General features: G+C 38.7%; 19 protein-coding genes, 1 other RNA gene and 2 pseudogenes. 10 read left to right on the top strand and 12 right to left on the bottom strand.

Translation table 11 applies throughout. The features are described 5' to 3' along the window. Positions 1-6: 6 nt before the first annotated feature. Positions 7-795 (bottom strand): response regulator, encoded by a 789-nt coding sequence (locus ACT3TH_RS01375; RefSeq protein WP_444754061.1) that lies wholly within the window; start codon positions 793-795, stop codon positions 7-9. A gap of 291 nt (positions 796-1,086) precedes the next feature. Continuing rightward, a complete protein-coding gene (locus ACT3TH_RS01370; protein WP_444754060.1) occupies positions 1,087-2,442 on the bottom strand; it encodes a glycerophosphodiester phosphodiesterase family protein in 1,356 nt (451 codons plus the stop codon). Between the two features lie 181 nt (positions 2,443-2,623). Here ACT3TH_RS01370 and ACT3TH_RS01365 point away from each other — a divergent pair, with 181 nt between their 5' ends. Together ACT3TH_RS01365 and ssrA are read left to right on the top strand one after the other, a co-directional pair. Beyond that, a complete protein-coding gene (locus ACT3TH_RS01365; RefSeq protein WP_444754059.1) occupies positions 2,624-3,295 on the top strand; it encodes an alpha/beta hydrolase in 672 nt (223 codons plus the stop codon). An 85-nt stretch (positions 3,296-3,380) separates the two neighbouring features. Further along, positions 3,381-3,739: a transfer-messenger RNA gene (gene ssrA / locus ACT3TH_RS01360) on the top strand. A gap of 88 nt (positions 3,740-3,827) precedes the next feature. Here the strand turns inward: ssrA and ACT3TH_RS01355 are convergent. From ACT3TH_RS01355 to ACT3TH_RS01335, 5 genes are all read right to left on the bottom strand, one after another. Then, a complete protein-coding gene (locus tag ACT3TH_RS01355; protein ID WP_444754058.1) occupies positions 3,828-4,817 on the bottom strand; it encodes a hypothetical protein in 990 nt (329 codons plus the stop codon). 169 nt (positions 4,818-4,986) lie between these two features. Next, complete coding sequence (locus tag ACT3TH_RS01350; protein ID WP_444754057.1) at positions 4,987-5,742, bottom strand: hypothetical protein; 756 nt, start codon at positions 5,740-5,742, stop codon at positions 4,987-4,989. Positions 5,743-5,759: 17 nt separating this feature from the next. Continuing rightward, positions 5,760-8,093, bottom strand: a complete 2,334-nt coding sequence (locus tag ACT3TH_RS01345) for a hypothetical protein (protein ID WP_444754056.1) — start codon at positions 8,091-8,093, stop codon at positions 5,760-5,762. 1 nt (position 8,094) lies between these two features. Continuing rightward, positions 8,095-8,682 (bottom strand): hypothetical protein, encoded by a 588-nt coding sequence (locus ACT3TH_RS01340; protein ID WP_444754055.1) that lies wholly within the window; start codon positions 8,680-8,682, stop codon positions 8,095-8,097. Between the two features lie 50 nt (positions 8,683-8,732). After that, positions 8,733-11,720 (bottom strand): DUF2345 domain-containing protein, encoded by a 2,988-nt coding sequence (locus ACT3TH_RS01335; protein ID WP_444754054.1) that lies wholly within the window; start codon positions 11,718-11,720, stop codon positions 8,733-8,735. A gap of 206 nt (positions 11,721-11,926) precedes the next feature. Between ACT3TH_RS01335 and ACT3TH_RS01330 the strand changes: the two genes are divergently transcribed. The 3 genes and pseudogenes from ACT3TH_RS01330 to ACT3TH_RS01320 all read left to right on the top strand — a co-directional run. Continuing rightward, positions 11,927-12,391: a hypothetical protein gene (locus ACT3TH_RS01330; protein ID WP_444754053.1), complete on the top strand. Its 465-nt coding sequence runs from the start codon at positions 11,927-11,929 to the stop codon at positions 12,389-12,391. Positions 12,392-12,531: 140 nt separating this feature from the next. Further along, positions 12,532-13,182 carry a hypothetical protein gene (locus ACT3TH_RS01325; RefSeq protein WP_444754052.1) on the top strand — a complete coding sequence of 217 codons (651 nt, stop codon included), beginning with the start codon at positions 12,532-12,534 and terminating at the stop codon, positions 13,180-13,182. 27 nt (positions 13,183-13,209) lie between these two features. After that, a pseudogene (locus ACT3TH_RS01320) lies at positions 13,210-13,413 on the top strand (type VI secretion system contractile sheath small subunit); the annotation flags it as partial. A 42-nt stretch (positions 13,414-13,455) separates the two neighbouring features. On the opposite strand, the pseudogene ACT3TH_RS01315 reads toward ACT3TH_RS01320, so the two are convergent. After that, a pseudogene (locus ACT3TH_RS01315) lies at positions 13,456-14,620 on the bottom strand (IS3 family transposase). Here ACT3TH_RS01315 and ACT3TH_RS01310 point away from each other — a divergent pair. From ACT3TH_RS01310 to ACT3TH_RS01295, 4 genes are all read left to right on the top strand, one after another. Continuing rightward, entirely contained in the window at positions 14,543-14,977 is a 435-nt protein-coding gene (locus tag ACT3TH_RS01310; protein WP_444754267.1) for a polymorphic toxin type 44 domain-containing protein, read from the top strand. The pseudogene ACT3TH_RS01315 and the gene ACT3TH_RS01310 overlap by 78 nt on opposite strands. A gap of 527 nt (positions 14,978-15,504) precedes the next feature. Then, a complete protein-coding gene (locus ACT3TH_RS01305) occupies positions 15,505-15,822 on the top strand; it encodes a hypothetical protein (RefSeq protein ID WP_444754051.1) in 318 nt (105 codons plus the stop codon). Positions 15,823-16,063: 241 nt separating this feature from the next. Further along, positions 16,064-16,630, top strand: coding sequence for a hypothetical protein (locus tag ACT3TH_RS01300; RefSeq protein WP_444754050.1), 567 nt, complete (start codon positions 16,064-16,066; stop codon positions 16,628-16,630). Positions 16,631-16,651: 21 nt separating this feature from the next. Continuing rightward, positions 16,652-17,713: a hypothetical protein gene (locus tag ACT3TH_RS01295; protein WP_444754049.1), complete on the top strand. Its 1,062-nt coding sequence runs from the start codon at positions 16,652-16,654 to the stop codon at positions 17,711-17,713. A gap of 66 nt (positions 17,714-17,779) precedes the next feature. On the opposite strand, the gene ACT3TH_RS01290 is transcribed toward ACT3TH_RS01295, so the two are convergent. From ACT3TH_RS01290 to ACT3TH_RS01275, 4 genes are all read right to left on the bottom strand, one after another. Further along, positions 17,780-19,000 carry a DUF819 family protein gene (locus ACT3TH_RS01290; RefSeq protein WP_444754048.1) on the bottom strand — a complete coding sequence of 407 codons (1,221 nt, stop codon included), beginning with the start codon at positions 18,998-19,000 and terminating at the stop codon, positions 17,780-17,782. A 78-nt stretch (positions 19,001-19,078) separates the two neighbouring features. Further along, complete coding sequence (locus ACT3TH_RS01285; protein ID WP_444754047.1) at positions 19,079-19,777, bottom strand: M15 family metallopeptidase; 699 nt, start codon at positions 19,775-19,777, stop codon at positions 19,079-19,081. Between the two features lie 284 nt (positions 19,778-20,061). Beyond that, positions 20,062-20,835, bottom strand: coding sequence for a sulfite exporter TauE/SafE family protein (locus tag ACT3TH_RS01280; protein ID WP_444754046.1), 774 nt, complete (start codon positions 20,833-20,835; stop codon positions 20,062-20,064). A 566-nt stretch (positions 20,836-21,401) separates the two neighbouring features. Then, on the bottom strand, positions 21,402-22,694 hold the full coding sequence (locus tag ACT3TH_RS01275) for a hypothetical protein (RefSeq protein WP_444754045.1): 1,293 nt from the start codon (positions 22,692-22,694) through the stop codon (positions 21,402-21,404). A gap of 530 nt (positions 22,695-23,224) precedes the next feature. Here ACT3TH_RS01275 and ACT3TH_RS01270 point away from each other — a divergent pair. Beyond that, positions 23,225-24,139: a YagK/YfjJ domain-containing protein gene (locus ACT3TH_RS01270; protein ID WP_444754044.1), complete on the top strand. Its 915-nt coding sequence runs from the start codon at positions 23,225-23,227 to the stop codon at positions 24,137-24,139. The last annotated feature ends 201 nt before the right edge of the window (positions 24,140-24,340 follow it).

Genomic DNA, 24,340 nt, shown 5'->3' with positions numbered 1-24,340 from the left:
ACAGCACTATGCAGGGCATAACGCGTATCCTAAGCCGCGATGTGTATGAATGACATCAACACTAGAGTCAATGATCGCCAGCTGCTTACGGATTGACTTAACATGGCTGTCTATGGTTCGTGCTAAACGATGATCAGGGTAGTCGCTCACTGCGTTTAATAGCTGTTCACGGCTAAAAACTTGATTAGGTGCTTTTAATAAAGCCAGTAAAATTTTGCGCTCTGTGTTACTCAGTTCAAGCTTTTGCCCTTGCCACATTAGTGAATAATTAAGCGGCTGATAGTGCCAAACACCAGATTGACACTCAAAGGTTAAAGCTTGCTCCGACATATTGTTAGAAAGGGTGTCGTTAATCGTATTGTCTGTGGACGTAGTATGAGTAGACTGCTGAGAAAGTAATTGCTCACGTCGCCAAATGGCTTTTAGACGAGCGACTAATTCTCGAGGACTAAAGGGCTTGGCACAATAATCATCACCGCCCATCTCTAAACCTAAAATACGATCAACTTCCTCACTACGAGCCGTTAAAAATACGATAGGAATGTCTTTTAGAGTATCGATATCTGTTGTATGGCGTATTTGTTGGCACAGGCTCAAGCCATCGCCATCTGGTAATCCAACATCTAAAATAATGGCTGATAAATCTCTTGCCTCATCACGATGTAACATCGGCAAGACACTACTTGCATTGTCTAACCATGTTATGCGCCAGCCTTCACGCTTACAGGTCACCTTAAGCGACATCGCGATAGCAGGATCATCTTCTACCAATAAAATATGCGGGCAAGGACTCATAATAAACGCACTGTGACTAAAGTATGTGATCATCCTAGCATAGTTTATAATTCAACTGATAAGTGGCGATTACCAATACGATGAAAAGTTGATGAAAAAATATGAAGATAAAAATAGGTAAGTCATCCAAACATTCAGTGTACAGAGTCACTAACCAGTAGATTCAGCTATAAAGTGATAGCTTGTCAGATGTAGCATCAAAAAAGACCGTCTTAGATATGCTAAAACGGTCTCTTGGTTAAGGTACTACAATGTACTCTCGGTGGTATAGGTGCCTTAAGGGTATAACTGCTAGGTTAAGCCTTTGCAGTTGGCATAGTAACTGATGGGTGCTGGCCAGTCTGAGAAGATACCTTTGACGCCAACATCTTGTGCCAGTACGTCGATAAAGGTCATCATATCGCCATCATTATTGATCGCATCATTTAGACCGCTATAGTACCAGCCGCCGCCATTTGCTAGTGGGCCTGATCGTTCAAGCGACCATGTGAGGATCTCCAGCCCATTGGCTTTGGCTTGTATGGCAAATTCAGAGGGTGATAAATTACCATTGCCATCGCTTGTGACTAGTAACCAAGAAGCTGGAGCAATGATGTTGATGCCTCGTGCTTTAATATCGGCCAAAGAATGTTTCCATGTAGTCGGGTCGTTTTTATCAAAAAGGGCGCCCGCCGCCGTTTCATTGGTATCATCGATTAAATAAACCGCATTGGCGCCAAAGCTTGGCTCATTACGAAGCCAATAATCGACATCTTCGATATTAAACGATTGCGGGTATACATCGCTAGGGGCAACACCCGCTGCCTTATAGGTATCAATCAGCTGTTGACGATAATCGTCTAAGCTATAGCCATTGAACGGCATGGATACAGCAGGGGCTTTTAGCTCAGGGGTATGCTTCATGCCCAAACTGCTGGCAAGTGCAATGTGTTCTTTTAACGTCAGTAGTTTCCCATTTTGCGAATACAAGTCTGTTCGCCATGGTGCAGTTGCATTCATATAGCCGCTAATGGTTGTGGCTTGAGTGTTGGCGGCATCCATTTTCCCCTTTAGACTCTGAAAATCATTTAAACTGATGTCTGAGGTTCGACATTCAATATTGGCGGCATTGGTAAGCACACCATTGGTGTCCATTATAGGTGGTACCGTACATTGACTGGCGAGCGGGGTTGCTACAATATTAGTCGTGGTATGCAAATCATTCTGTGCGTGACGACAAACCAGCTCACCATCTTTGGTGAATGCCACATCACATTCTAATATGCCTGCTCCCATCTGGGCTGAGGCAATGTAGCCATCATAGGTATGTTCAGGGAACTGCAAGGGCGCACCGCGATGAGCGATAGAAAAGTCTGTTTTGCTAGGCTGCTGATTACCGCAAGCCAACAGCTCGTCTTTAAGCGCGCCCTCATCCATGTCATTGACCAGATAGAATGGACGAACCCCATAAGTATAATTCACAGACCGAGCCGGTTCAGTGACTGGCGGCGTGGTAGGTGGTACGGTGGTTACGATATCGTTATCTTCTTCGCACGCTATTAATAAAATACTGCTGGCAAACATGAGCGGTAGTAGCAGTTTTTTCGTCGGGCGGCTTTTATAAACGCCTTGATGACGGGTCACCACTGAATTATTTAATATTGTCATGTAAACTGTCCTCAAACAAAGGGCAAAATAAGAAGTAGGGTATGACCATGGGTATCACATTGCGTATAGTAGTACAGTACTTAAAATATCAAATTATGTTTAAGAAATGATGACAACTAAGAGACATTGCATTTTTAGTTTTATTTACTTTTCAGATATTTATAACTATTAAGGATAAAATATGAGTGATTATTTAGACTGCGTTATTACCGAACACAATCCCGCGCAAAAAGATATTGATCGCGCTGTTATTTGGCTTCATGGCTTGGGCGCTAGCGGTCATGATTTTGAGCCAGTAGTACCACAGTTAGGCTTGGCTAATGACATGGCGGTACGTTTTGTCTTTCCACATGCCCCTAAGCGTGCAGTAACCGTCAATGGTGGTATGGTTATGCCAGCATGGTACGATATTTTGGAGATGAGCCTTGAGCGCAAAATTGATGTGGCTCAAATCGAAGCGTCGTCGCAGCAAATACAGGATCTAATCCGCCGTGAAATTGAGCGCGGCGTTGCACCAGAGCATATCGTGATAGCAGGATTTTCACAGGGCGGGGCAGTGGCTTATCATGTGGCCTTAAGTTATCCAGAACGTTTGGCAGGCTTGATGACACTTTCGACCTATCTTGCGACTAATGAAAACATCGCCTATAGCGCGGCTAATAAAGACATGCCTATTTTGATTGAGCATGGCAGTCATGACCCAGTCGTACCTGTCATTCTAGGTGAACAAGCGCAGAAGCTGTTATCTGATAAAGGGTATAATGTGACTTACCGGACTTATCCGATGGCGCATCAAGTATGTATGCCGCAAATCCAAAATATTGGCAAATGGCTAAACAGTGTTTTAGCATAAATGATTGAGCTGTAACGTAATGTAATGCAGTTGTCATATAGGTTGAAAGTCGATCTATAAGTGCTATATAATAGTCGACCTTATTGGGGATGTTCTGGCTTCGACGCTGGTGCTGAAACTCAATGATGCATGTCGAGAGTGTATGTCCTCTCGTTAATCAAACATATATTGTTATAGTCGCAAACGACGAAACTTACGCTCTAGCAGCTTAAACCCTGCTTACTTAGTTGCTGATCACCTACAGTTGGTTAACTAAGTTGAAGCGTCCGCATGTAGGCTCGCCACAAGGGATTGTCTCAATCGCTTGGGTTCAAAAGTAGAGAATCGTCCAATCCATCCTGACTGTCGGATCGGTGCGGATTAAAACTGAAGACAGAAACTAAACATGTAGATTCATGAGCGTAATGCCGGCGGACGCGGGTTCAACTCCCGCCATCTCCACCAAATACTAAAAATCCGATCACTTAGGTGGTCGGATTTTTTTTGGTTTGATTTTAATAGGTTAGTAATGAATATACAGTTTTGATGAAAATTAAAAAGGGCAATCTACAGATTCTTCGTTAGCCAGAAAAGCCATTTGATAGTTGTAAGAGTTGTTGATGCATATTTCTGTTGCATCAACCGTATTAAACTGTTCTGCGGTCATTCTTATAGAATGGCTAAAGTTTATCACTTGTTGCGGTGACTGCAAGTCTGCAATTAAATCATTAGCGGTAAAATGAATCTTAGCTATATTGTCCACAATCTTAACTGTGAAGTTATTATTACCAAAATTATTTGACTCAAAACCTAGATTTTTCTCTTCTATAGTCAAACCGTTTAGATATTCTTGAATAGCATTTTTGAGCGGCGAAGCTTGATCTACAAATCGGATAACATATGAAGTATCATCCAAGTGGGGATTATTAAAATATACCTTGACTGCTATCTTGTTTCTTACTACCTGACTGTTTTTATCTCGAAGGTATTTTTTATAGTTGTAGTTATATATATAAGATAACTTGTTCATCATTACATTAGCTAACTCGGGATTAACTTTAATAGTTGATTCTGTAGCAAAACCCCATAAAAATGGCTTAGAACAACTGCCTTTATTACAAATTAGGTTTAAAATTTCATTTCCATCTGATAACTCTACTCTAGAATTTGGAAAAACTTTAGCCTTGTATTTCTCATTCTTATAATATACTTCTGTAGTTGCAAAGAAATTATACTCAACTGGTGAAAGTTCTTGAACTTCTATAAGCGAAGAGTAAGTCTCATAATCTTGGATTTTAATGGTCTCTTTAAATTTTTTAGAGTCTTTCCAGTAAGTACATACCATATTATCTATGCTATCTAGATTAAATTGTGCGCAGTTTAATTTAGATTGAGGTGTCTCTAACGTTTGTGTTTGAGTTAAAGAAACATCTCCTTCATGAGTCTTAGATATCACTGGAGAGTTGATATCTTCCGCATTGCTACAACCTGCCATTGCAATAAATAATATCGGTAATACTAACCTATAAATATTTTTCTTCATCTCTCACTTCTCAGGAAATCTTGTATCAAACGTAAATTAGCTACTAGGGTAAGAGTAAATGAGGGATGAATAAGCCCAGATTTTTAGTTATTGCCTAACTAGTATTCTCGAAAAAAAGACAATTAAAAATGATAAAGTCTGTCTCGTGGAAACAGCGCTATTACAATATCTATTGTAATTTGTTCACATCTTGAAAATATATAACGTTTCCACTAGAACATTCATAGTAAAAGTGAAAGCCTATAGCCATATTTTTTTTAAAAAATTCGTCAGCTATCTCTTCATATTTTTTTATATAATTTTCGCAGTCGACCTTATAACCATCATTTGTATGTATAAATTTGATAGTTTCATGAGTAGGTATTTTGTTACCTTCTAATAGGTTACCTATTTCTAGCAAACCGGACTTATTAGCTAAGGTGTTAAGTTTATTGTTTATATTAACATTGTCGTAACTTCCCATGTAGTCTGAACCCATGACCTGTTCAATAGTTTCGATTTCAAAAGATAAATCTGGTTCGTCAATTCTTTTTAATTGTGACCAAGAGCCAACGGCGCTGTAGTCTTCATCTAAAAACTGTAAACTATAAAGGTAGTAAGCATTATCCTTAACTAATAAGTAGTACGCAGCTTCGTTTGAATCCTGATTTTTAAAAAGAACATATTTTCCATCAATTTTTTTAGGAGTAAAATTTTTGCAAGTTTTATCTGAACGACATTTTTTATTAGAAAAGTAAATACCTGTTGGAATACTATTATGTGTATCTACGCCTATGCCAATATCTGAGGATGATCGAACAGCATTTGTCTCTAACTTTGAGTCTATGCGACTTCCTTTATCGACGTCATCTGTAGGAAGCTGAACAGTGGTGTCGCTACAAGCTTGTAATGCTAAAATGAACAATAAGAGTAGAGTTTTTTTCATAAAATATAACTCCTTATCTATTGAGGTATTTCGAGATGAAAAGCTGGTTCAGCTTTATCTCTAAGAGGAGATATAAAGCCGGAAATTTTACCTTGTCTTTCGGCTTCATCACAAATTCTTTGAAATCTTTCCTTTTTTGTATAGGTATTAAACCCATTACTATTGATGCCTAAATCAATAATGTTTGCTTTAGCATATGTTTCAAAACTAACACAATGCTTCGATACCCTCTGACCTTTTTTATCGTATTCTAAAATCTTAGATACCATATTTTGAATGGTTTTCTCCCTACCTAATTTCATTTTGATTCCTTTTTCACACACTTGAGTCACTATTTCACCAGGAGTTCGGTATGATATTCGTTTACCACCAGCAATATTATCGTACATTGCACTAGCTTGTTCTTCAGGAGTTCTTAACGAACTGGTAATTATGAGTTCTTTCGCACCATATTTTTCAGCAATCTCTCTTAAAATCGTTTTAGTCTTTTCAGTAACTACAGTTGATTTTGTATTGCGGCTGAAACTGATTTTTATATTTGAATGTTTAGGCTTCTTAGCTTTATAAACATAAGCAACGCCGTTTTTATCACTATTAGCGACAATAGTCCCTTTTTTCACTTCCTTACCATTCTCGTTGACTAGAACTGCGATACTAATACCCACATCTGAATCGTGTGTATGGCCTCTTGTGCCATCACTACCTGTAGTAGCTGGGTTTTTTCCATACTTAGTAGATTGCGTCCAATAAGTTAATCCTGACAAAGGCTTATCCGTTGCTTCATCTAAAAACTTAATAGTAATCTTTGCTTGATCTGTTTTAACTTCATGTGTTGGCCCTTCTTGAGTTATCTTATCATTGCGTATGACATTACTTTTATCAACGGGGCTTGAAGTATTAGGTTTTGTGTCATTAGGCTTTTGAGCTGAAGAAGGGTTATTGAATGATGCATTACTAGCAGAGCTTGCTGAACTGCTAGAATCTTTAATCAGTTTACTTGTATCGAATGTCCATTCAGTTGAACCGTCAGTGACGATATTTCTCGTAAATTTATTTGCTACTACATGAATGATCTTTAGTTCCTGTCCCGCCAGTGCTTTTACAGTGGCTAAGCCTCTAGCATTCGCTTTTTTGGTTTCAGAGGTCCGACCGCGATAAACGGTTTTAAATTGATAGTTAGGTATAGGTTTTTTACTTTTATCAACAAACTTTAGTTGTAGCGTAACGACAGGAACCTTTAATACTTTGGTCTGTCCGTTTAAGTCACCTGTTACTGGAAATGCCATGCTGTAAATAGATTTTTTCTTACCACCGTCGTCATCAAGATAGACGCCGATAGATTGGCTGACATCGGCTTTGATACCTGATTCGATACCTGAGCTGTCGGTTTTATGGGGTTTGATATTGTTCTTGTACTCAAAATAATAGGGTGTGTTTGGTAGTGGCTTGCCTGTGTCGCCTTCGACTAGTTTGATGTTAAAGGTGACCTCTTCTAAATTAGATGCAGTATTAGTTTTTGGCGTATTGTTGATACCAACTGTATCATTACGAACCTGAGTATTTTCTGATTCTGTTTCGTGTTTTTCTAAACTAGACTTAAAGCCATTGCCCGTACCTACTATTATTGTTGCCACAATATCTTTACCAGTAGGTAGAATTTTTAGATTATTACCTTTCTTATCTTTTATATAATTTCCATCAACTATAAATCTAGCACCCATCTCTATTCGAGCAAAAAAAACTGGTAATTGTCCTTTACTATTAGTTTTTAAGTTAGATAAAACTGGAACTTTTTTGCCAGAAGCAAACCTTATATCAACGCTTACCCCATCCATTGGTAAACCTTTATTGTCACGTAGAGTAACAAACATTTTTGAACGTTTAAATCTTAACCACTGAAAATCATCTTTCTCAGTTCCAGCAATTTTTACTATTTCTTTTTTATTATCTTTGACCCAATCTGGCACTGCAGTAGTATATAGTTTTGGCTTATCTCTATGTAGCTGCTTTTGAGCTTCAGGACTCCAGTAGGATACTACTCCATTAGTATCATCCTTAACCTTACCTTCATAAATTGGAAGTACTGTATCAATTACTTTTTTTAACAAGCTACTTATGTTGCCTGAATTAAATTGTGACATTGCCTCATAATAAGGAATATTTTTACTAGTATAAGCATCATAACCTGTTGTTGTTGCAATACCATATATTGTAGAATATTGAGTCCAATTTCCAAACCCAATTCTATTTCTCATAGAGTGTGCAATAACTTCCCAGCTTCTTACGCTAGAAGCATCTGCCTCTCCATAAATTGTAGCTACTACTATTTTAAATTCTTTACTATAACTCATATTAACTCTCGCAAGCATCTTTAATTTCAAGTGTGATTAAATTAGATTGCTTTCCGAAAGCATAGAGATGTAGGATGCCATTACTATCAATAAATGCATCTTCTTTAAATATTTGATGCAAAGGCTCTGTATCCAGAAGTTCTTGATAATCTTCATTGTCCTTATACATCGCTATATTTGAAAAATTATAGATTAATTTATTTAAAGGTTTTTTATCACTTAAAATGCGAGAAAATATTTTATGCTCATTCCAGTTTGCATAAATGATGCATTTTCTGTTTTTATCAAATAAAATTTCATTATCTTTCGTCAAGAACAAATCGTTACGCGTAATGTAATGCCCATATCCACAAGGGCTACCACAGGATATATGAAAATAATAGAGATTATCATCAATTTTTTTTATATCGCTAATCTTACTAGCATCAAATTTGACTATCTCTTTACTCTTATCTTCAAATATGCGGTATACAGAGCATGTATCCTGTGAACAGGTCTTGATAACTAAAAATTTATTAGCATCTTTTGCTAGGCAAAATTGTGTCATCAAACAAGCTGACAATACAGTTATTTTAGCTCCGTTTTTCATTTTAGCTCCATTTTCTATCTTACGAAGAACGTTTTTTAACAATAGATTCTTCAACAGCAGAAATCGTCATCATCAGTGTCGTGATAGTGAGAACTTACTGGTTCTCCATCGAAAGCATTAAATGAACCAATAACATCTTCTTCATTATGCGTATTTTCATTTTTTTCAAAAAAATAAACTCCTTGTTCTAGTACAAACTCAACCTTCTCAGCCTTATCACCAAACACCCTTAATGTCTGCCCATCTTCATCAAGCTTTCCTTCGATCTCTGTACCTTTTGTATGATTAATAAGCTTATAGCTGATACCTTGGTCTATCAAATCTTGAGGAATTAATTTTTTTAAATCAAAAGCTTTACTGAATAATCCTGATTTAAGTAAAGATATAATCGGTGCATTAACTTTACCTCCACTCAATAATTCCTTCTTCACTGCCTTAATCTTAATCGTCCCTGGACACAACAGCTTAATTCCACTGTTATCAATCGTAATCGAAGCTCCAGCTGATGTTTGCAGCTTAATCCGCTTAGGACTCGACACATTGACCTGTCCGGACTCACTACCGATTGTCATGCCTTGCTGAGAGTGCAACTGCAGCTCACCGCCTTGCGCCTGAATACCAAGTGGTTCTCTATTGGCACTGATATGTAGTCCTGACTGATCTGCTTGACCGCCAACGCCCGAAAGTGACTCAATGCTATCCGCCGTGAGGGTATAATTGCCTGCCACTGTATCTGACTGCGTAGCTCCTGATTGTCTGACAATGGTTTTTGCCGTCCACAGCGTGTTGCTTGCAGATGCAAAGATACTGTCATGACTTACCAGCATTACATCGGGTGCACCTAAGACTTCCGCATTGAGTGTCTCATCTATCATTTGTGCCGTGGTTTTAAAGGCATCTATCGATTGATTCACATTACTCAGAGTCTGTATCGATTGTAGATGTGCTTGTTTGGCCTCTTTTAGCGTCTCACCCAGCTCAGCGCCTATTTTAAGTTGCTGTTGTCCAGCATCATTGACCCACGCCGACTCATGCTCTGATTGTGAGTGTCTGAGCCCAAAGGTTGTGAGCAGTACACCTGTATCACCACTGACCTGTAGTCCGTGATCGGTTGCGATATTGACACCTTGGCCACGGTCACTCGATTGATGATTGCTATAACGATGACGCAAGACGCCGAGTTCCACAACGTGCTCATCAGGTGAGAAGGTAGCAATATCTGTCATCGTTGGGTTCTGGACATTGGCATGTGACTCGGTATTTACCGTCCACTGTAGTCCTACCTTGTTTGGCGTATCATCAAAGCTGAATGTCACCTCAGACTCAGCGCTCAGTCCATACTGAGCAATACCGGATATCCAGCCGCTATGCGTATCATCATCACTGATTTGCGAGTGACCCAAGCCGCTACCATGCCATCTAGGCGACGATCCGCCTTGCAAGTTATGTCGATTAGAAAGCCCAGCATCACAAGTAGTCACGTCTTTTTCGTCAGTATCACCCATACCAATACCCTCATAAAGGGAACGGCTAATCACCGGACTGTCGATATCGCCGTACCAGTGATTAATTAGTACGGGGTGTCCAAGCCGTGGCGAAAATTGCCAACCGTGGGTGGCACCTGAGGACAATTGCAAAGAGCGCAGAGGTGGGGTGGAGCCATCGTCATGAGGACTAAACTCTGACCAGACAGGCGTAGTAACAGTTTGTTGTAGGCTGTCATCGGTGATTTGGGATGTATAGCTGGGAGAGGTAGACGAGTTTGCATCACCTGTACGAGCTTGAGACAGGCCTTGGTAGCTGCTGCTGACAAAGGCTTGCTTACTAGGATATGGACAGTAGGATATAGACGCATCTAACAAAGTTGCCGATGCCCAAACGCCAGTATCACGAGCAATGTCATAAGCGTATTTAGGTATAGAATCAATAATAGTGTTCGAATGATAGCGTTGAGCGTACTGTACCGTTTGCTCTAACCATTCTTCGATAAATATTTGGTGATGATAGGAGACACTGTCATTGTCCGGCTCAATGCCAATCATCATCGTTGCTATACAGCGAGTAGATAGGCGACCAATGGATGGTAAATTATTAATGCTAATCGGACTGCCGACAACAATGCCACGCATAGCGCCACTGGCGTGATAAGTTTCGCGCTGACAGTTATTAGCATCAACCCACTGTTTAGCAAGCTGAGTGGCGGTCTTGTCGCTGTTTACCCGAGAATGGGCAGCGAGTAATACAGTCGTATCCTCTATGGCTAAAGGCGATTCATCTAGCGCTTGACCTTCATAAATGGTATCCGCCGCCAAACCATCTGCTCGTACCTTTACCGTACGACTGCCAGTCTGACGAGTATTCATCTTTAGTGTATCTATACTGTCTTGACCGGACTGCACCGAAGACTGTGCGTAGCTGTATTCTAGTGGTAACAGCTCACTTTCATTCAATCGATTGACTAGCCACCATGCCCCAAGATTATCAACAGAATCGCCGGATATCCATAAAGTAAATACCCCAATGTCAGCGAGCAGTCCAGTGATAAATTCATAGTCACTAATATCTGATTGTGTACGAATAGCTAACGGCTCAAATAAGCGTTCTGATGATAATAAGGTTTCAGATATCTGCCAATTTATATCATAGTCACTAAGAATAGTAGTAACGATATCAAGGGTAGATTGATTAATAAAACTGCGAGTATGTATGGACTGTGTCAGTTGCCAATCAGGGCTAACCATGTCTAAACCATAGAAGTGCATTGCCCCATCTGAGTGCTTATAGTTTATACCTCTTAGCAGCCCTGTGCGATGGATAGGCGTGCGATCAGCCGATAACGTAGTCAAACATATAGGCGCGTTGGATAAAGATAAACAAGCGTTCGAATCAATAAATAAGTAACCAAACACTAGTAAGTTAATATTATTACTTTGAGTGAGATTGCTTATTCCAAAGAATGCCACAGGGTAAAAGGCATCTTTACTTAGATATTTGGTACTAACGGTCATTCTATGTAGACGAGCGGTCTGATAAGGCATATAAAGGATACCGAAGCTACTGTTTTCACATTAAAAAATATTTTTGATAGAACGATTACTAAATAATTTATTGAGAAAAGTATAGATTTTATTGAAATTTTGTCAAGTATATGTATAATCAACCTCATGAAAAAATTATGAATAGCAAACTTTAGTCATAATAAAATATTTTTTACTCTCCTTTCTTATGTTTTTAGTGATGATCTATGAACCATATTTATCGTACTAATCTTACAACGGTAGGCTTATTAGCGGTGGTGCTTAATACTGCTTTGTTGACGACTGGCTGTAGCACAACCGCTAAAGAAAACCCTCAAAATACTAGAAGCCAGCCGACAATTAAGCAGTTGAGTGCGCCGCCTCTTACTTATCTTTCTGGCTATACCGAGACGAGTCAAAACAATCAACGTAATGTTGAAGCATGGACGGCTATGGCCAAAAAGAATTATGAGGCAAAGCGCTATGCACGGGCGTTAAGAGCCGCTAACGAAGCTCTGAGTATGGATAATCAAATGGTAGAAGCGCGACAGATTGCCATGCTTTCAGCGGTTAAGATGATGGAGAGCAATATTGACGCTTATCATAGCAATGTATCGATGGACAAAGCAGAGAAATCGACGTTCAAAGATACATTAACCAATATTACAACCTTGATTAGTACGTCTAATTGAAGTCACTTTACGTCAACATATCTTCATTTAATGATAATTACGAGCACCGACTTACGATGATCAGGATCAAAAGCAATATCAAAGTCAGTTTTAAGCTACCTAAAGCTATCGTAGCGGGCATAGTTATTATAGGCTCAGCGATGAGTACAGCGCATAGTGAGCTTGTAATACAAGAAAAAGACCCGAGTGCCAGCATCACAAATCAATTTGCTGCGCTCAAAAATACTGACATGAAATCACCGCAATTGCAGCAATTGATGACAGAGTTAAATCAACGATTGGCTCACAATCCGAAGGATTCTTTGGCATGGGAGATCTTGGCTCAAATTTACTATGACCAGGGCTATCATGCTTATGCTGTTTATGCAGCCAGCGAAGCCATTGATCTGGGGCAAAGTACTGCCAAACTGAAAAAAATACTACTAAATAGTAGTGCTGTTGTTTCCCAAAACCAGTTGCAATCAGACTATCTGACGGATGAGGTTGATGCAGCATTTTTGAAAGAATATCAGCACGCTCTAAGTAAGATATATGGCGATATTTATGAGTTTAATTACGATGAGTCTTTGCCAAAGCCACCGCCACCTATCGTAAAACCTAAAAGGGCTAAGCCAAAAGCTCAGTATCGTGCACCAGCGAAGAGACAAACAAAACCTGCTAAAAGAAAGGCTGCTGTGAAACAAGCGCCACGACCAGCGCCAAAAGCCAAGCCTGTCTATAAACCGGCTAAACAATCATCTCCCAGAAACAACAACGGAAAATCTGCTGATCCATTCAGCATATTACGTTGAAAATAGAAACTGCTGAGGCAACTTATTATGGCAAATCAAGACAGTGTGCAAAAGAAAATCGCAAAGGTACGTGCTCCTCGGGTGCATCTTACTTACGACGTCGAAGTAGGTGATTCAATGGAGACGAAGGAGATTCCTTTTGTCATAGGCGTGCTAGGAGAGTTCTCAGGAGATTCTAAGCTGGAGCAACCTCGCTTTAAAGACAAAAAATTCGTCGAAGTGGATTTTGACCTATGCCGTCAAATCCGTAGATATTAACTTGGGAGATTTTAGTTACGCAGCCTGACGATAATAATCAAACCACGTCTGTCTTGGTGATTTATAGCCTAAACTCTTTTGAATTCTAGTCTGGTTGTAATCTAGTTCAATATATTTAGTGATATCGCTGATGGCTTCAAATCTTGTTTCATAGTCTTTGTGATACACCAGCTCATTCTTTAAGACGCCCCAGAAGCTTTCTATGGGAGCATTATCGAAGCAGTTGCCACGCCTAGACATTGAGCCTTTGAACTTATGCTGCTTAACGATCTTTCGATACTCATTGCTACAATATTGACCTCCTCTGTCAGAATGTAAAATCAACCCTTGGTCAGGCCGCTTGCTCTTGATGGCCATATTAAGTGCACGGCAAACTAAGTCTGCTGTCATGCGCTTGTGGATAGCATAGCCGACCATCTCTTTAGTGTAGATATCTTTAACGCCTGCTGAGTATATCCAACCTTCATTTGTCCAAATGTATGTGATGTCACTAACCCACGACCCGTTAGGACAATTGGCATCGAACTTCTGATCCAGCAAATTTGGATAGACCAGCTTATTATGGTTTGAGTTGGTAGTGACTTTAAAACGCTTGTGACGACGACATTGAATGCCGTATTCTTCTTTAATGCGTCTGACCATGTATTTACTGATGACATGACCTTGCTATACGAGGTGAGCATGCAATCGCTCAACACCATAGCGCTGTTTAGTTTCATCATGAGCTACGCGAACTAGCAACTCATATTGATTGCGATGAATCTGCTGACAGCTGATATCGCGTTTCGTCCAGTCGTAGTAGCTAGAGGGTACAATACTTAGTACTTTGCACATGCGAGTAACGCTAAAAAGCCGCTGATTGGCCTCAATATAAGCGTACTTCACAAGCTGTGTTTGGCAAAGTACGCCGTGGCTTTTTTAGAATATCTCACTCCTCCTGAGCAACCTTGAGATCACGTTTAAGACGTTTATTTTCTTCTATAATAGCCATGAGTTCAGGATCATACTGCTTAGTGCCGACAAGCTTGCCTTCATTCGCTTTGTTCTGCCAGTTAGATAAGGTTTGCATGGCTATGCCTAGTTGCTTTGCAGTCGTTGAAACATTGCCGTTATTGTCTGCTATCTTTTTGACGGCTTCAGCTTTGAAAGCTGCGCTATAGGTTCTGACTTTCTTAGTCATGATAAACTCCTCGTTGAGTCGTTAGTTTACCAAGTTTACCTCTACGGTTTATTCAGCATAGCTCCTTTAGATATATGGTCAAACATTCATTATGGATATGTAGGAAGGTCAATTGGGTTTACAGCAAATGAGTTGCTCACAGGTTCTAATATAGCTCAGTATGTAAGCAACGCTGTAATATTAGAAATAAGTGGCGATACTAAGGATGATAAGACAGCTATAGAAATTGGGATTGAACTTTATGAAAAATATAATTTAAGCAAAAATATTACGGCATCTATAATTTTAAGAGAAATAACTTCTCAGCCGAATAATAAAATTCCAGTTTCAAAAGTTAATTACTACTGTTTTAGATAAGTAGTAAATCCTAATTAATATAGAAATAATTTAACACTATGAAAATTTTAAAATACCTTTTATTATTTATAGTTTTTTGTACAATTTTATCTATTACATATTCTTATGTTTTAAGTCCTAGAATAAAAATAATCAACTTTAAAAACTATGATATGAAGTTATTTAAAGGTGAATCTAATGCTAATACTATAGAGCCTTCATTAGAAGAAGTAGAGAGAATGCTTAATAGTGTTACTACTATAAGACCCCAAAAATCATATTCCTTTAGTATCAGACGAGAGTATATTTTTTCCGGCGAAAAAATAGATCCAATATATCTTTACGCAATGCTAATTCAATTAATGCAATATCTGCAGAATATTCAAATGAATTTTTTATTGGTGATAATGGATTTTGTAAGTACACGATTGAAATTTATGATGATTATATAAATATTAAAACAAGTAATTTTAATATTTGCTATAAGAAACTACTTATGACCAAGTAAACTACCAAACTTTTCGTAAAATATACTTAAAATAAAACCCATGATGGTCGCCTTACCTAACCCTATAGGAGAGGTGATAGCAGCCGCGGAGAAGCATAATTATTTGATTAGTCAACTCAGTGAACTATCAGAAGATAATAACTATCTACGTAAGGTCATTAATGTCTTAATCATAAAAAATCTTGAAAAGGCAAGTATTAAGACAACGAAGTTTAAGGATAAGAAATTTTTTAACGAAGGTAAAAACGACTATTTTGGCACTTTGTTAAATATAGTATTCTCAGATACTGACCCAGATGATTTGATATTTAAGCATATCGATAAGAGCAGTTATGAATCTTACCTACAATCTTCCTAAAAAATAATTGATCTTAAGAAGCAAATTGTTAATGCGCGTCAAGTCTTTATCAAAGCAATCGCCAGTGAAGAGTTCAAATTTATTATAGAAAATGACTTTGACTTTGACTTTGACATTGAGCTTGAGCTACATATTTCAACGCTTGGCTTTCAAATTTGATGATAAAAACAATACATTAATAGAGTACGGGTTAGACAATAGTGTCTTTGGTCATAAAGCCATACGAGGGCAGGACTATTACTTGATAAACCCGTTTCAAGATAAACCGCCTTTTAATAGTTTGGAACAAGATATTAGTGGCTTTATCACGGCTTGCACCTTATTTTTAGCCAATAACCGTTTGCAAACCTTTCAAGGTAATATGCCTATAGAGCACAAAACAGACTCAAATAGTGAAATAAGGCTACCACCAGTCTTTGGTAGCGTCAGAGAGTATCTGACCTTATTTGAAAATCAGATCCACATTGGAAATTGGGAAAAAGCAAGTCAACTGACTATAGAAGTAGTCGCTGATAAAAACGGCAGAGAACAAAATCTATATAAAGCGACATTCCATAACTCTGCTAGTAATGAACCGGTTGCTAGTAATATTACGTCATTAGCCATTAAGAAACTATCACCTGTAGTGACAAAAAAAGAGACTGAAAGAGAATTGGAACCCCAATTTATCATTGATACGCAGTTATTGAAGTTCGAGCCACATAGTATCAATAAAGCAAAAGTTATCGTCACTTATACGCCCGATACCAGTCGCAATCCGCCATACCCTCTAAAAGACGTAAGTTATTTGGATAATAATAGCTACTAAAGAAAGGTTGCAAAAAAAATAATGATTTACAATCCTCCTAACAATACCCATCCTATCGAAAAGCTACTAAGTAGACCTTGGGAAGGGAGCATACCTACGTATCGGGAAAAATTAGCCAGCATAGAGAAGCTGAGCCGTGATGTACACGAGGTAAACCCAGATTATTTATTGTTTCACCCGATTATTAACTCGCACCAGTTGGTTGGTTTCTTAATGACCTATTGCTTTAGTTGGTTATTTGGGCAGTCGTTATTTTTGATGACAGCTATGGTTATGGTAATTATTAAAGATGGGTCTATATTTTATTATTTCTTAGCTTTTTTTATTATTATTTTAAACTTTTTAATGTTTGGATTACTACCGTATGTAGCATATAAACAGTTTAAAAATAAAGAATCCTATTACAATAAGATTTTATTGTTAAAACAGACTCAACAAATTGCCTATTACGAGCATAATCGCAAGCAAGAGCCGATTTTTCATTTAATTAATTATAAAGATCTTGTCGCCTCAGTTAGACGTAATAAAGGCGTCGTCTTTGAAGCCTTGAACCTGCATGTGATTGATCCTAAAACAGAAGAAGTGGCTCAAAGTATCAATCTTGAGGATATGCAGCTTAGTCCTTACGACCAATGGACATTTATCCGCACCTATATGGAACGTCCAGCAGACGAGCTACCGCTTGATCCAAGATATGCCCATGCCTGTCCAACCGATCTCAGTACCTCACTATTAGCGTGTGCTGATATTGCTCAAGAGAAGAAAGACAAGGGGCTGACTGGGCTACGGCATGAAGTGACTTTTATGGGTTGGTTGCGTGCTCGCACCGTTAGCTACTTAGATCTGGCCGAAGGTAATATCTATCAATCAAGCGCCAATCCTGCCTTACATCCTGAAGTTCAGCGACGACTCATGTGGGATGGAGAAAACAATCCATATAATATCTTGCCTATTACCGTAGAACGGCAAGCGGCCTTTGCTAATGAGAATCAAGCCGTTAAACGCAAATGGTATTCAGGCATTGTGATAAATGCGACATGGTTTATTGGGTCGATACTGTATGTAATGTTGGTGATTGCTTAATAAATAATGTGATAAAAAAGTCGACACCACTTGGCATCGATTTTCAAATTTATTTGCTAGAAGAGTTTATATACCAATCTCAGTGACTAAGAAATAAACGATAGTACCTATGTAGTTTCCCACCACATAACCGACCGTACCAATAACTAAGATAGGGCCGACGAGTTTCGTCCAGCCTTTACTAATCGCCAGAGCTGCTGCCGTCGTCGGTCCACCGATATTGGCATTACATGCCAGCACGACTTCTTCAATGTTGAATTTAAATAGCTTTCCTACACCCATAGTAATGGCCAAATTGACCATTGCGATGATAAAGACAAACACGAACAGTAACGGTGCCTTAGTCACAATCAAGCTGATTGAAGCGGGGATACCGATGACTACGAAGAATAAATAAATACAGTAAGTACCAAGCTCCTGACTGCCGCTTAGTTTTTCAAAACTGTTTTTGAATACAGAAGCAACGATAAAGGTAATGGTGGTCAATAATAGGTATTTATCAGTGATTAGGTTGATGACCAAGTCGCCGACAATATTGTCACTCGTACCTAATACTGCTTTTAATAATGCTGATAATTTGAATGAAATCAAAACTATCAATAAGGAGCTTGCCAAACAGATAGCAATGTCCTTTAACGATATGAGATTAGGCTTCCAATAGGCTTCAGACAAAGTACGACTGTTTTGCATCTCCGGATCTTTTTCAATCTCGTCCGTATGCGGTGAGCCCCATATACTGCGAATGAGAGGAACACCAGCCAACCCAATGAGTATTAAAAAATAAAAAGCCATCATCATGTTGTCAGCGACGATTGTTGCCGCATTGATACTTTCGCTCGGCTCTAACTTGGCGGACATAGCGGCATAGTTCACACCGCCGCCACTGTATGACGCCGAAATCATACCACTGATTTTGTCCAAATCGGGTATGTAATGCCGTAGCGCCAAAAAGGCAATGACCGTACCGATCATCGTTGCCATAGAGGAAGTTAAAAAAAGCAATAATAATTTCCAGCTTTCTTTGACCAGTGACTGTAGGTTTGTTTTAAACAATAATGAAGGTATCGCTAGCGGGACGATATAGCCCCAAACAGCGTCATAGGTGGGCGCATCCGTTGGTATAATCTTCAAATTCGATGCAGTGATTGCAATTAATAGCGCTATCACTGCACCGGGTATCTTACTTGCCCATTTGTAACGTTGTTCAATAAAGATCGCTGAAGTAGCAGCCACCAATACGAATGTCCATAATGCCAGATGATCATCTGCTTGAATAAGTGTTTCCACAAAGTTCCTCCATGAACCAGATACAAGTGTTGCTTAGCTAGAGGCTAGGCTGGATATTACCTTAAGCACTACGCGTAGCTAAGACGCTATAGACTCCCAATGTGCCGCCCCATAAATAGCATGATCCTGCTGCTTGTAATGGGCCCAAAGCGGGTTACCATAATCAAAATGCCACCATTCTGTTGGCAAGTTAGTAAAACCAACGGTCGTCATGACTGAGTACAATAAGCGTCTGTTCGTGCAAGCAGCATGCTCGAGCTGGTCTTCGTAAAAATGCGTGTGTGAGCGTTCTGTGGGCTCATCGAAACCCGCACCCATATCGAGCCATTCACCCGTTTTTACATCAAACAAAGTAATATCTACAGACCCTCCCGTTAAGTGAGGACTGATAAATTTTGGACCCACTGGCGCAACAAATTCTGCTAAAAGTGCTTGTTGGTCAGATATACTCAGATTTGGGTATTTGCTTTTTATAATGTCTCCTATCTCTGCTTGAACGGCCTGCTGAACATCACGTGAGCGCCAAGCGTCAAGTACGACAATCCCTATATGATCCGGTAATAAGTTCGCTGCTTGTTGCAGCTTTTTAACGACAGAAGATCTTGCCACGCAAATATCAATAGCGTGCGATACATTTTGATCAAAATAAATAGGGAACTGTTTTAATTTTTTGGAATCTGGGATGATCTGTAGTGGTTCATCTGCTTCAATAACGGGGATGGCTTCTAGATTTTTCCATTGGTGTTGAGGAAGTTTGGGTATAGGGGTTACAAACATTGCTTTCTCGCATTAACGGGTTTTGCTTTACATCTAATATATACGATCATCGTCTAAATACGATATTCGTCACAGGCAGTGCCTTTCATCTTATTTGTGTTTAAGAAGTCAGTCAACACTCGCTTATGACACAATACGTTTTATATCCTACAAATTGCTATAGAAGGACTGGTTGAAGGAGGGCGTTTCAACGTTTCTAGACTTGATGTTTAGCGAAGATGTTTATACATTGTGCCTTTAAGATGCTGATATCAAATAGGCATTTGCATCAAATCAAAGACTGGTCAAAAAAGTATATTGACGTTTCTTATTATCATTATAAGGCCGCTGATGACCATGAGTAGCAATAGCATTATTCTGAACTGACTGATACTCATCCCTGCCAAAAAGCGTTTGCCAATGATATTGCCAAACACGGCACCTAGTCCTAACACGAGACCATACACCCAAATTTTGGTAGTGAGTAAACCAAAAAAAGAGTAGCTGCCGATTTGTACAATACCCACAAAAAAAGAATTGGCCGTTTTAGTAGCAATTAGATTTTCTTTTTCTAGCCCAGCGTTCATATAAAAAGGGTTAAGTATAGGACCGAGACCACCTACCAAGGTGCTCATAAAAGCAATAACGAAGCCTAAAGGAATAAAGCCAGCTTTGGGCATATCAAACGTTTTACTTACTTTGCCAAATTTATATTGGAAAATGGTGGACACCAAAAACACGCCAACCAATAATTGAATCCAGTTAGCGTCTAAACGACTAAATATCAAGGCGGCCAGCCATGCCCCTACGAGGGCGCTTGGTACATAGTATTTGGTCAATGACCAATCGATATCCTTCCAAAATAGATAAAGGCGCGAGCCATTACTAATAAAGGTTGCCAAATTGATCACAGGAGGTGCAGCTGCGGCCCCAATTGTCCAAGAAGCGACTGGTATAAGTAACATAGCTCCGCCACCACCCGATATAACGGAGATGATAAACGCGACCATACCAGCGACAAACAAGCCGACTAAGTGCCAATTTGGTATGGTTTGCAATAGGTCTAAAACAGTGGACAATATAAACCTCTATTCCATGAGTTATATTAGATGGACAGGAAAATCTTACTAGAGTAGTGGTATGAAGGTCGTTTGGTAATCAGAATAATAATGTAATGTTTTCTACCTTATAGCGAGCTTTACAGTTAAGTGCTTCGGTTCCGAAATTACAAGCATCATGGTACGTCGATAGATGCTTGATAGGTCAAGGTCATCTTAGTCCTTTTGGCCGATAAAGCGCAATCAATCTTCAGCACATTATCTTTCAGCCTGACTACATCGATAGAATTTGATGTGAGAAGGATGAAATTAATGTTTATATGATTGATATTAATAAGATTGGCTCAGAAATATACGCGCACAAAAAAACCCAAACGCTTATGGCGTTTGGGTTAATTCGAATTGCTTTTACTGCTATATGGTACCCGGAGCCGGAACAGTAGTATATAAGTAAGTTGTTGATTTTAAAATACATAATTTATTATACTAATCTTGGTGTACATATGGGTGTACATGAAGTGGCAAGTTCAAACATTAATAACATTTCACGATTATATCAAATCGGGTAGCTTTACATACAGAGCTATCTACTCCTTATTAAACATTTCTTTGTATTTATCTTTAATCAACTGACCTACAACTTTTGAGGCAGAAATGGTTCCTTCTGCTTTCATAATAGAGTCCAGTAGATCTTGATCTTTTTTATAAATCTTTATTTGGCTTAGATCTTCGTTCTTACTGCTCGCTGAAAGTTTAACCCAAGCGTCTTTCATGTTCTCTATGACTTTAGCTCTATATGATATTACTGGTATCGGCTTGAAATCAAAGTTAGGGTCACTTGTATCTATATTTTTAGTAAAGATTTCATACGTGTAATCTACGTTTGATAGAACATCTAGACTAGCCAAAATTAAATTGTATTTGTCTTGCAAAGAGACGGGTATGAATATCTTCTGAAGCACAAGATAGTCTCTCTTGTCTGAACTTAGATAGTTATAAGCCCATTCAATTTGATCGCTGTCATCACCCTTAAGCCACTTTATTTCCCTGTCAGTACGATTTTTAAAATAGTGAGACTTAACTGTTTCAATTTTGCCTATCAACTGATGTTTATTTAGATATACATCGTTTGCATAATTTGGAAAGTTGATATGGGTTTTGTTGAAATGATTGACCTCATATTTCAAGTAATTTGAAATGTAAGGAACTAGCTCCTTATCTCCAACCAAAGCTTTATTATGTAGAGTATCACGGACTAGATAAGCGATGTGCAGAGCACTACGGAGATCTTCTCTTATCCATCCTAGCAAACTATCTGGTAGTTGATTATTATTTTTAAAACACATTAACTCGGTTAAGTACTGAATTGGGTATTGCTTAGATTTGAATATATTTACTAATTGTGATTTAAAAGCCAGCTCACTAATCTCAATATTAGCTGATGAATTCTGCTCATACATATTATGCGCAAATACCAAGCTCTTGCACTCATCATGATTCAAGCGTTCAATCACTTTGAAAAAATTGTCTAATGCTTCTCTATTACGTTTTTGGTAATGAATATTAGAGTCAGTATTAAACTTAAGTTGACTAGCTAAGTGATATATATTAGCCTCATTTACCACCTCATAAATGGGTTCAAAATTTGACTGGTCATCACTCTTGATAAAATCTGCGTTATTGGAGTTCGCAGTAACCAATTTTGCATCTGAATTTTCATTTTGTATAAGTGAAATATCTTCTTCATAAATAGATGATTCGTAAATCTCACTATTAGTATATGTGTCATCGTCATCGTCATCGTCGAAGTCGTCATCGTCGAAGTCGTCATCGTCGAAGTCGTCATCGTCAAAGTCGTCATCATCAAAGTCATCTTGCATATAAAAACCCCTATAAAAAAGCTCATAAAAAGTGGTGTAAAAGTCCATATTAGTAGAAAAAAACTATATTTTAACTACTTACAAACTCCCTAATATAGGGGTGTGAGCAGTCTTATGCTCTTCTTTTGACTTATAATAGAATGTATTTAGACTTCTATCTTCGTGGTTAAACTATACATCGAATACAAACTTCATTCTAGCAATAAATTTAGATAGTTTAGTTCTAATATCATCGCTTAATCTAAGTGCTATATCCTTTAGCTGAATCAGGTAACCCCACCAATAAACACAGATAGTTGACGATATATTTTAACAGTCCCAATCTGCTAACTCCATTTTCAGTACGATTTTAAAAACTTGTTACTCACTAGCATTTAAATCCCACTTAATAAAAAGCAGATCGCGTAATAGTGCGATCTGCTTAGTAGGTTATTTATATTATTCATATAGATACTAAACATTTATGAGTAATTAAATACGCACTTCATTGATGGTTATGTACACCAAACTAAAATCAATGGAGCCCACTCATGTCACACTCACTCATTAATCAATCATACCTCATCGCTAATATCGATAGACTCGTCAGAGACGCTATATTTCAGCCTTTCAATTTTAACGACATTAACAATCGTTTGAATGCGCTGTATCAGCCTTTCATGGAAAGTCTAAATACTGATCTATTCTACTCGCAGACTATCGACTCATTTGTCTTCAGTACTGATGCCATTGTCGGTGATTCATACCCCTCCGATGTTATCTGGGATCATGCTAAGACTCAGCAATTCGTTAATAACATAGCTTGTTATAAAAATAACATTGAGAGCGAAGATAACGCTTGGCGTTATCAGGAGGGTCAGAACAAAATGAACCTTGAGCGCTATGTCAGAAGTTTGCTCAATCACTATTCAAAACTACTATTCGTGCGTGTTGACTTAAAGTACTCACAAGAGACTAGCCATACTGTGACCATTGAAGATTTCAATGGTCACATGATTAAGCTTAGAGAGCTGATTGGTAACAAGCAAACTTGCTTTGCGCATTTGCAAGGTAACGCTTGGGCGTTGGAGCAAGGGTATGAGAACGGAGGACTTCATTGTCACTTACTACTGATTTATGATGGATCGGAAAGACAAAGTGATTGGTTTATCGCTAAGGAGGTTGGTGAAAAGTGGCAGGAAGTCACAAATGGTACAGGAGCTTATTATAATTATCACAGTGCTGAGAATAAGCAAAAGTATCAGATAAATGATCGCTTAGGCATTGGTATGATTCATCGTGATAACCCAGTGCAAGTAGAAAACGCTGTATGTACAGCGTTGTATTTGACTAAGCCTGAAAAGCAAGGTCAGCATTTGAAAGTCTGGCTGCCTAGCATGCGTAGCTTTGGTCATGGTATTTATAGAACGAATAAGCGTCGTGGACTACCACCCATATCAAACTAATTTCAAATACATACTACTTACGTGAGATCGAGCATTAATCGCTAATGCTTAACCCTTCTAACTATAAAGGTCTGCACGAGGCAGACCTTTTTTATGCCGTTAATAAAAGGAGGTCTTTATGAGAATAGACTATCAATATTGTCAGTCGTCTGCCGTTTGCGCCTCGACTGCTACTCAAAACTCTTATCACTGTGAGGGCTG

It is taken from the genome of Psychrobacter sp. AOP22-C1-C5 (assembly GCF_052378885.1).
Classification (GTDB): Bacteria; Pseudomonadota; Gammaproteobacteria; order Pseudomonadales; family Moraxellaceae; genus Psychrobacter.
This window is presented reverse-complemented; position numbering and strand designations above follow the sequence as displayed.

What these genes read in the sequence shown, in the direction of transcription:
- ACT3TH_RS01285 (WP_444754047.1), bottom strand. Translation starts at nt 19,777, where the DNA reads ATGTTTGTAACCCCTATACCCAAACTTCCTCAACACCAATGGAAAAAT.
- ACT3TH_RS01305 (WP_444754051.1), top strand. Translation starts at nt 15,505, where the DNA reads ATGATGGTCGCCTTACCTAACCCTATAGGAGAGGTGATAGCAGCCGCG.
- ACT3TH_RS01270 (WP_444754044.1), top strand. Translation starts at nt 23,225, where the DNA reads ATGTCACACTCACTCATTAATCAATCATACCTCATCGCTAATATCGAT.
- ACT3TH_RS01325 (WP_444754052.1), top strand. Translation starts at nt 12,532, where the DNA reads ATGAGTACAGCGCATAGTGAGCTTGTAATACAAGAAAAAGACCCGAGT.
- ACT3TH_RS01350 (WP_444754057.1), bottom strand. Translation starts at nt 5,742, where the DNA reads ATGAAAAAAACTCTACTCTTATTGTTCATTTTAGCATTACAAGCTTGT.
- ACT3TH_RS01330 (WP_444754053.1), top strand. Translation starts at nt 11,927, where the DNA reads ATGAACCATATTTATCGTACTAATCTTACAACGGTAGGCTTATTAGCG.
- ACT3TH_RS01375 (WP_444754061.1), bottom strand. Translation starts at nt 795, where the DNA reads ATGAGTCCTTGCCCGCATATTTTATTGGTAGAAGATGATCCTGCTATC.
- ACT3TH_RS01295 (WP_444754049.1), top strand. Translation starts at nt 16,652, where the DNA reads ATGATTTACAATCCTCCTAACAATACCCATCCTATCGAAAAGCTACTA.
- ACT3TH_RS01345 (WP_444754056.1), bottom strand. Translation starts at nt 8,093, where the DNA reads ATGAGTTATAGTAAAGAATTTAAAATAGTAGTAGCTACAATTTATGGA.
- ACT3TH_RS01365 (WP_444754059.1), top strand. Translation starts at nt 2,624, where the DNA reads ATGAGTGATTATTTAGACTGCGTTATTACCGAACACAATCCCGCGCAA.
- ACT3TH_RS01355 (WP_444754058.1), bottom strand. Translation starts at nt 4,817, where the DNA reads ATGAAGAAAAATATTTATAGGTTAGTATTACCGATATTATTTATTGCA.
- ACT3TH_RS01335 (WP_444754054.1), bottom strand. Translation starts at nt 11,720, where the DNA reads ATGCCTTATCAGACCGCTCGTCTACATAGAATGACCGTTAGTACCAAA.
- ACT3TH_RS01275 (WP_444754045.1), bottom strand. Translation starts at nt 22,694, where the DNA reads ATGCAAGATGACTTTGATGATGACGACTTTGACGATGACGACTTCGAC.
- ACT3TH_RS01370 (WP_444754060.1), bottom strand. Translation starts at nt 2,442, where the DNA reads ATGACAATATTAAATAATTCAGTGGTGACCCGTCATCAAGGCGTTTAT.
- ACT3TH_RS01340 (WP_444754055.1), bottom strand. Translation starts at nt 8,682, where the DNA reads ATGAAAAACGGAGCTAAAATAACTGTATTGTCAGCTTGTTTGATGACA.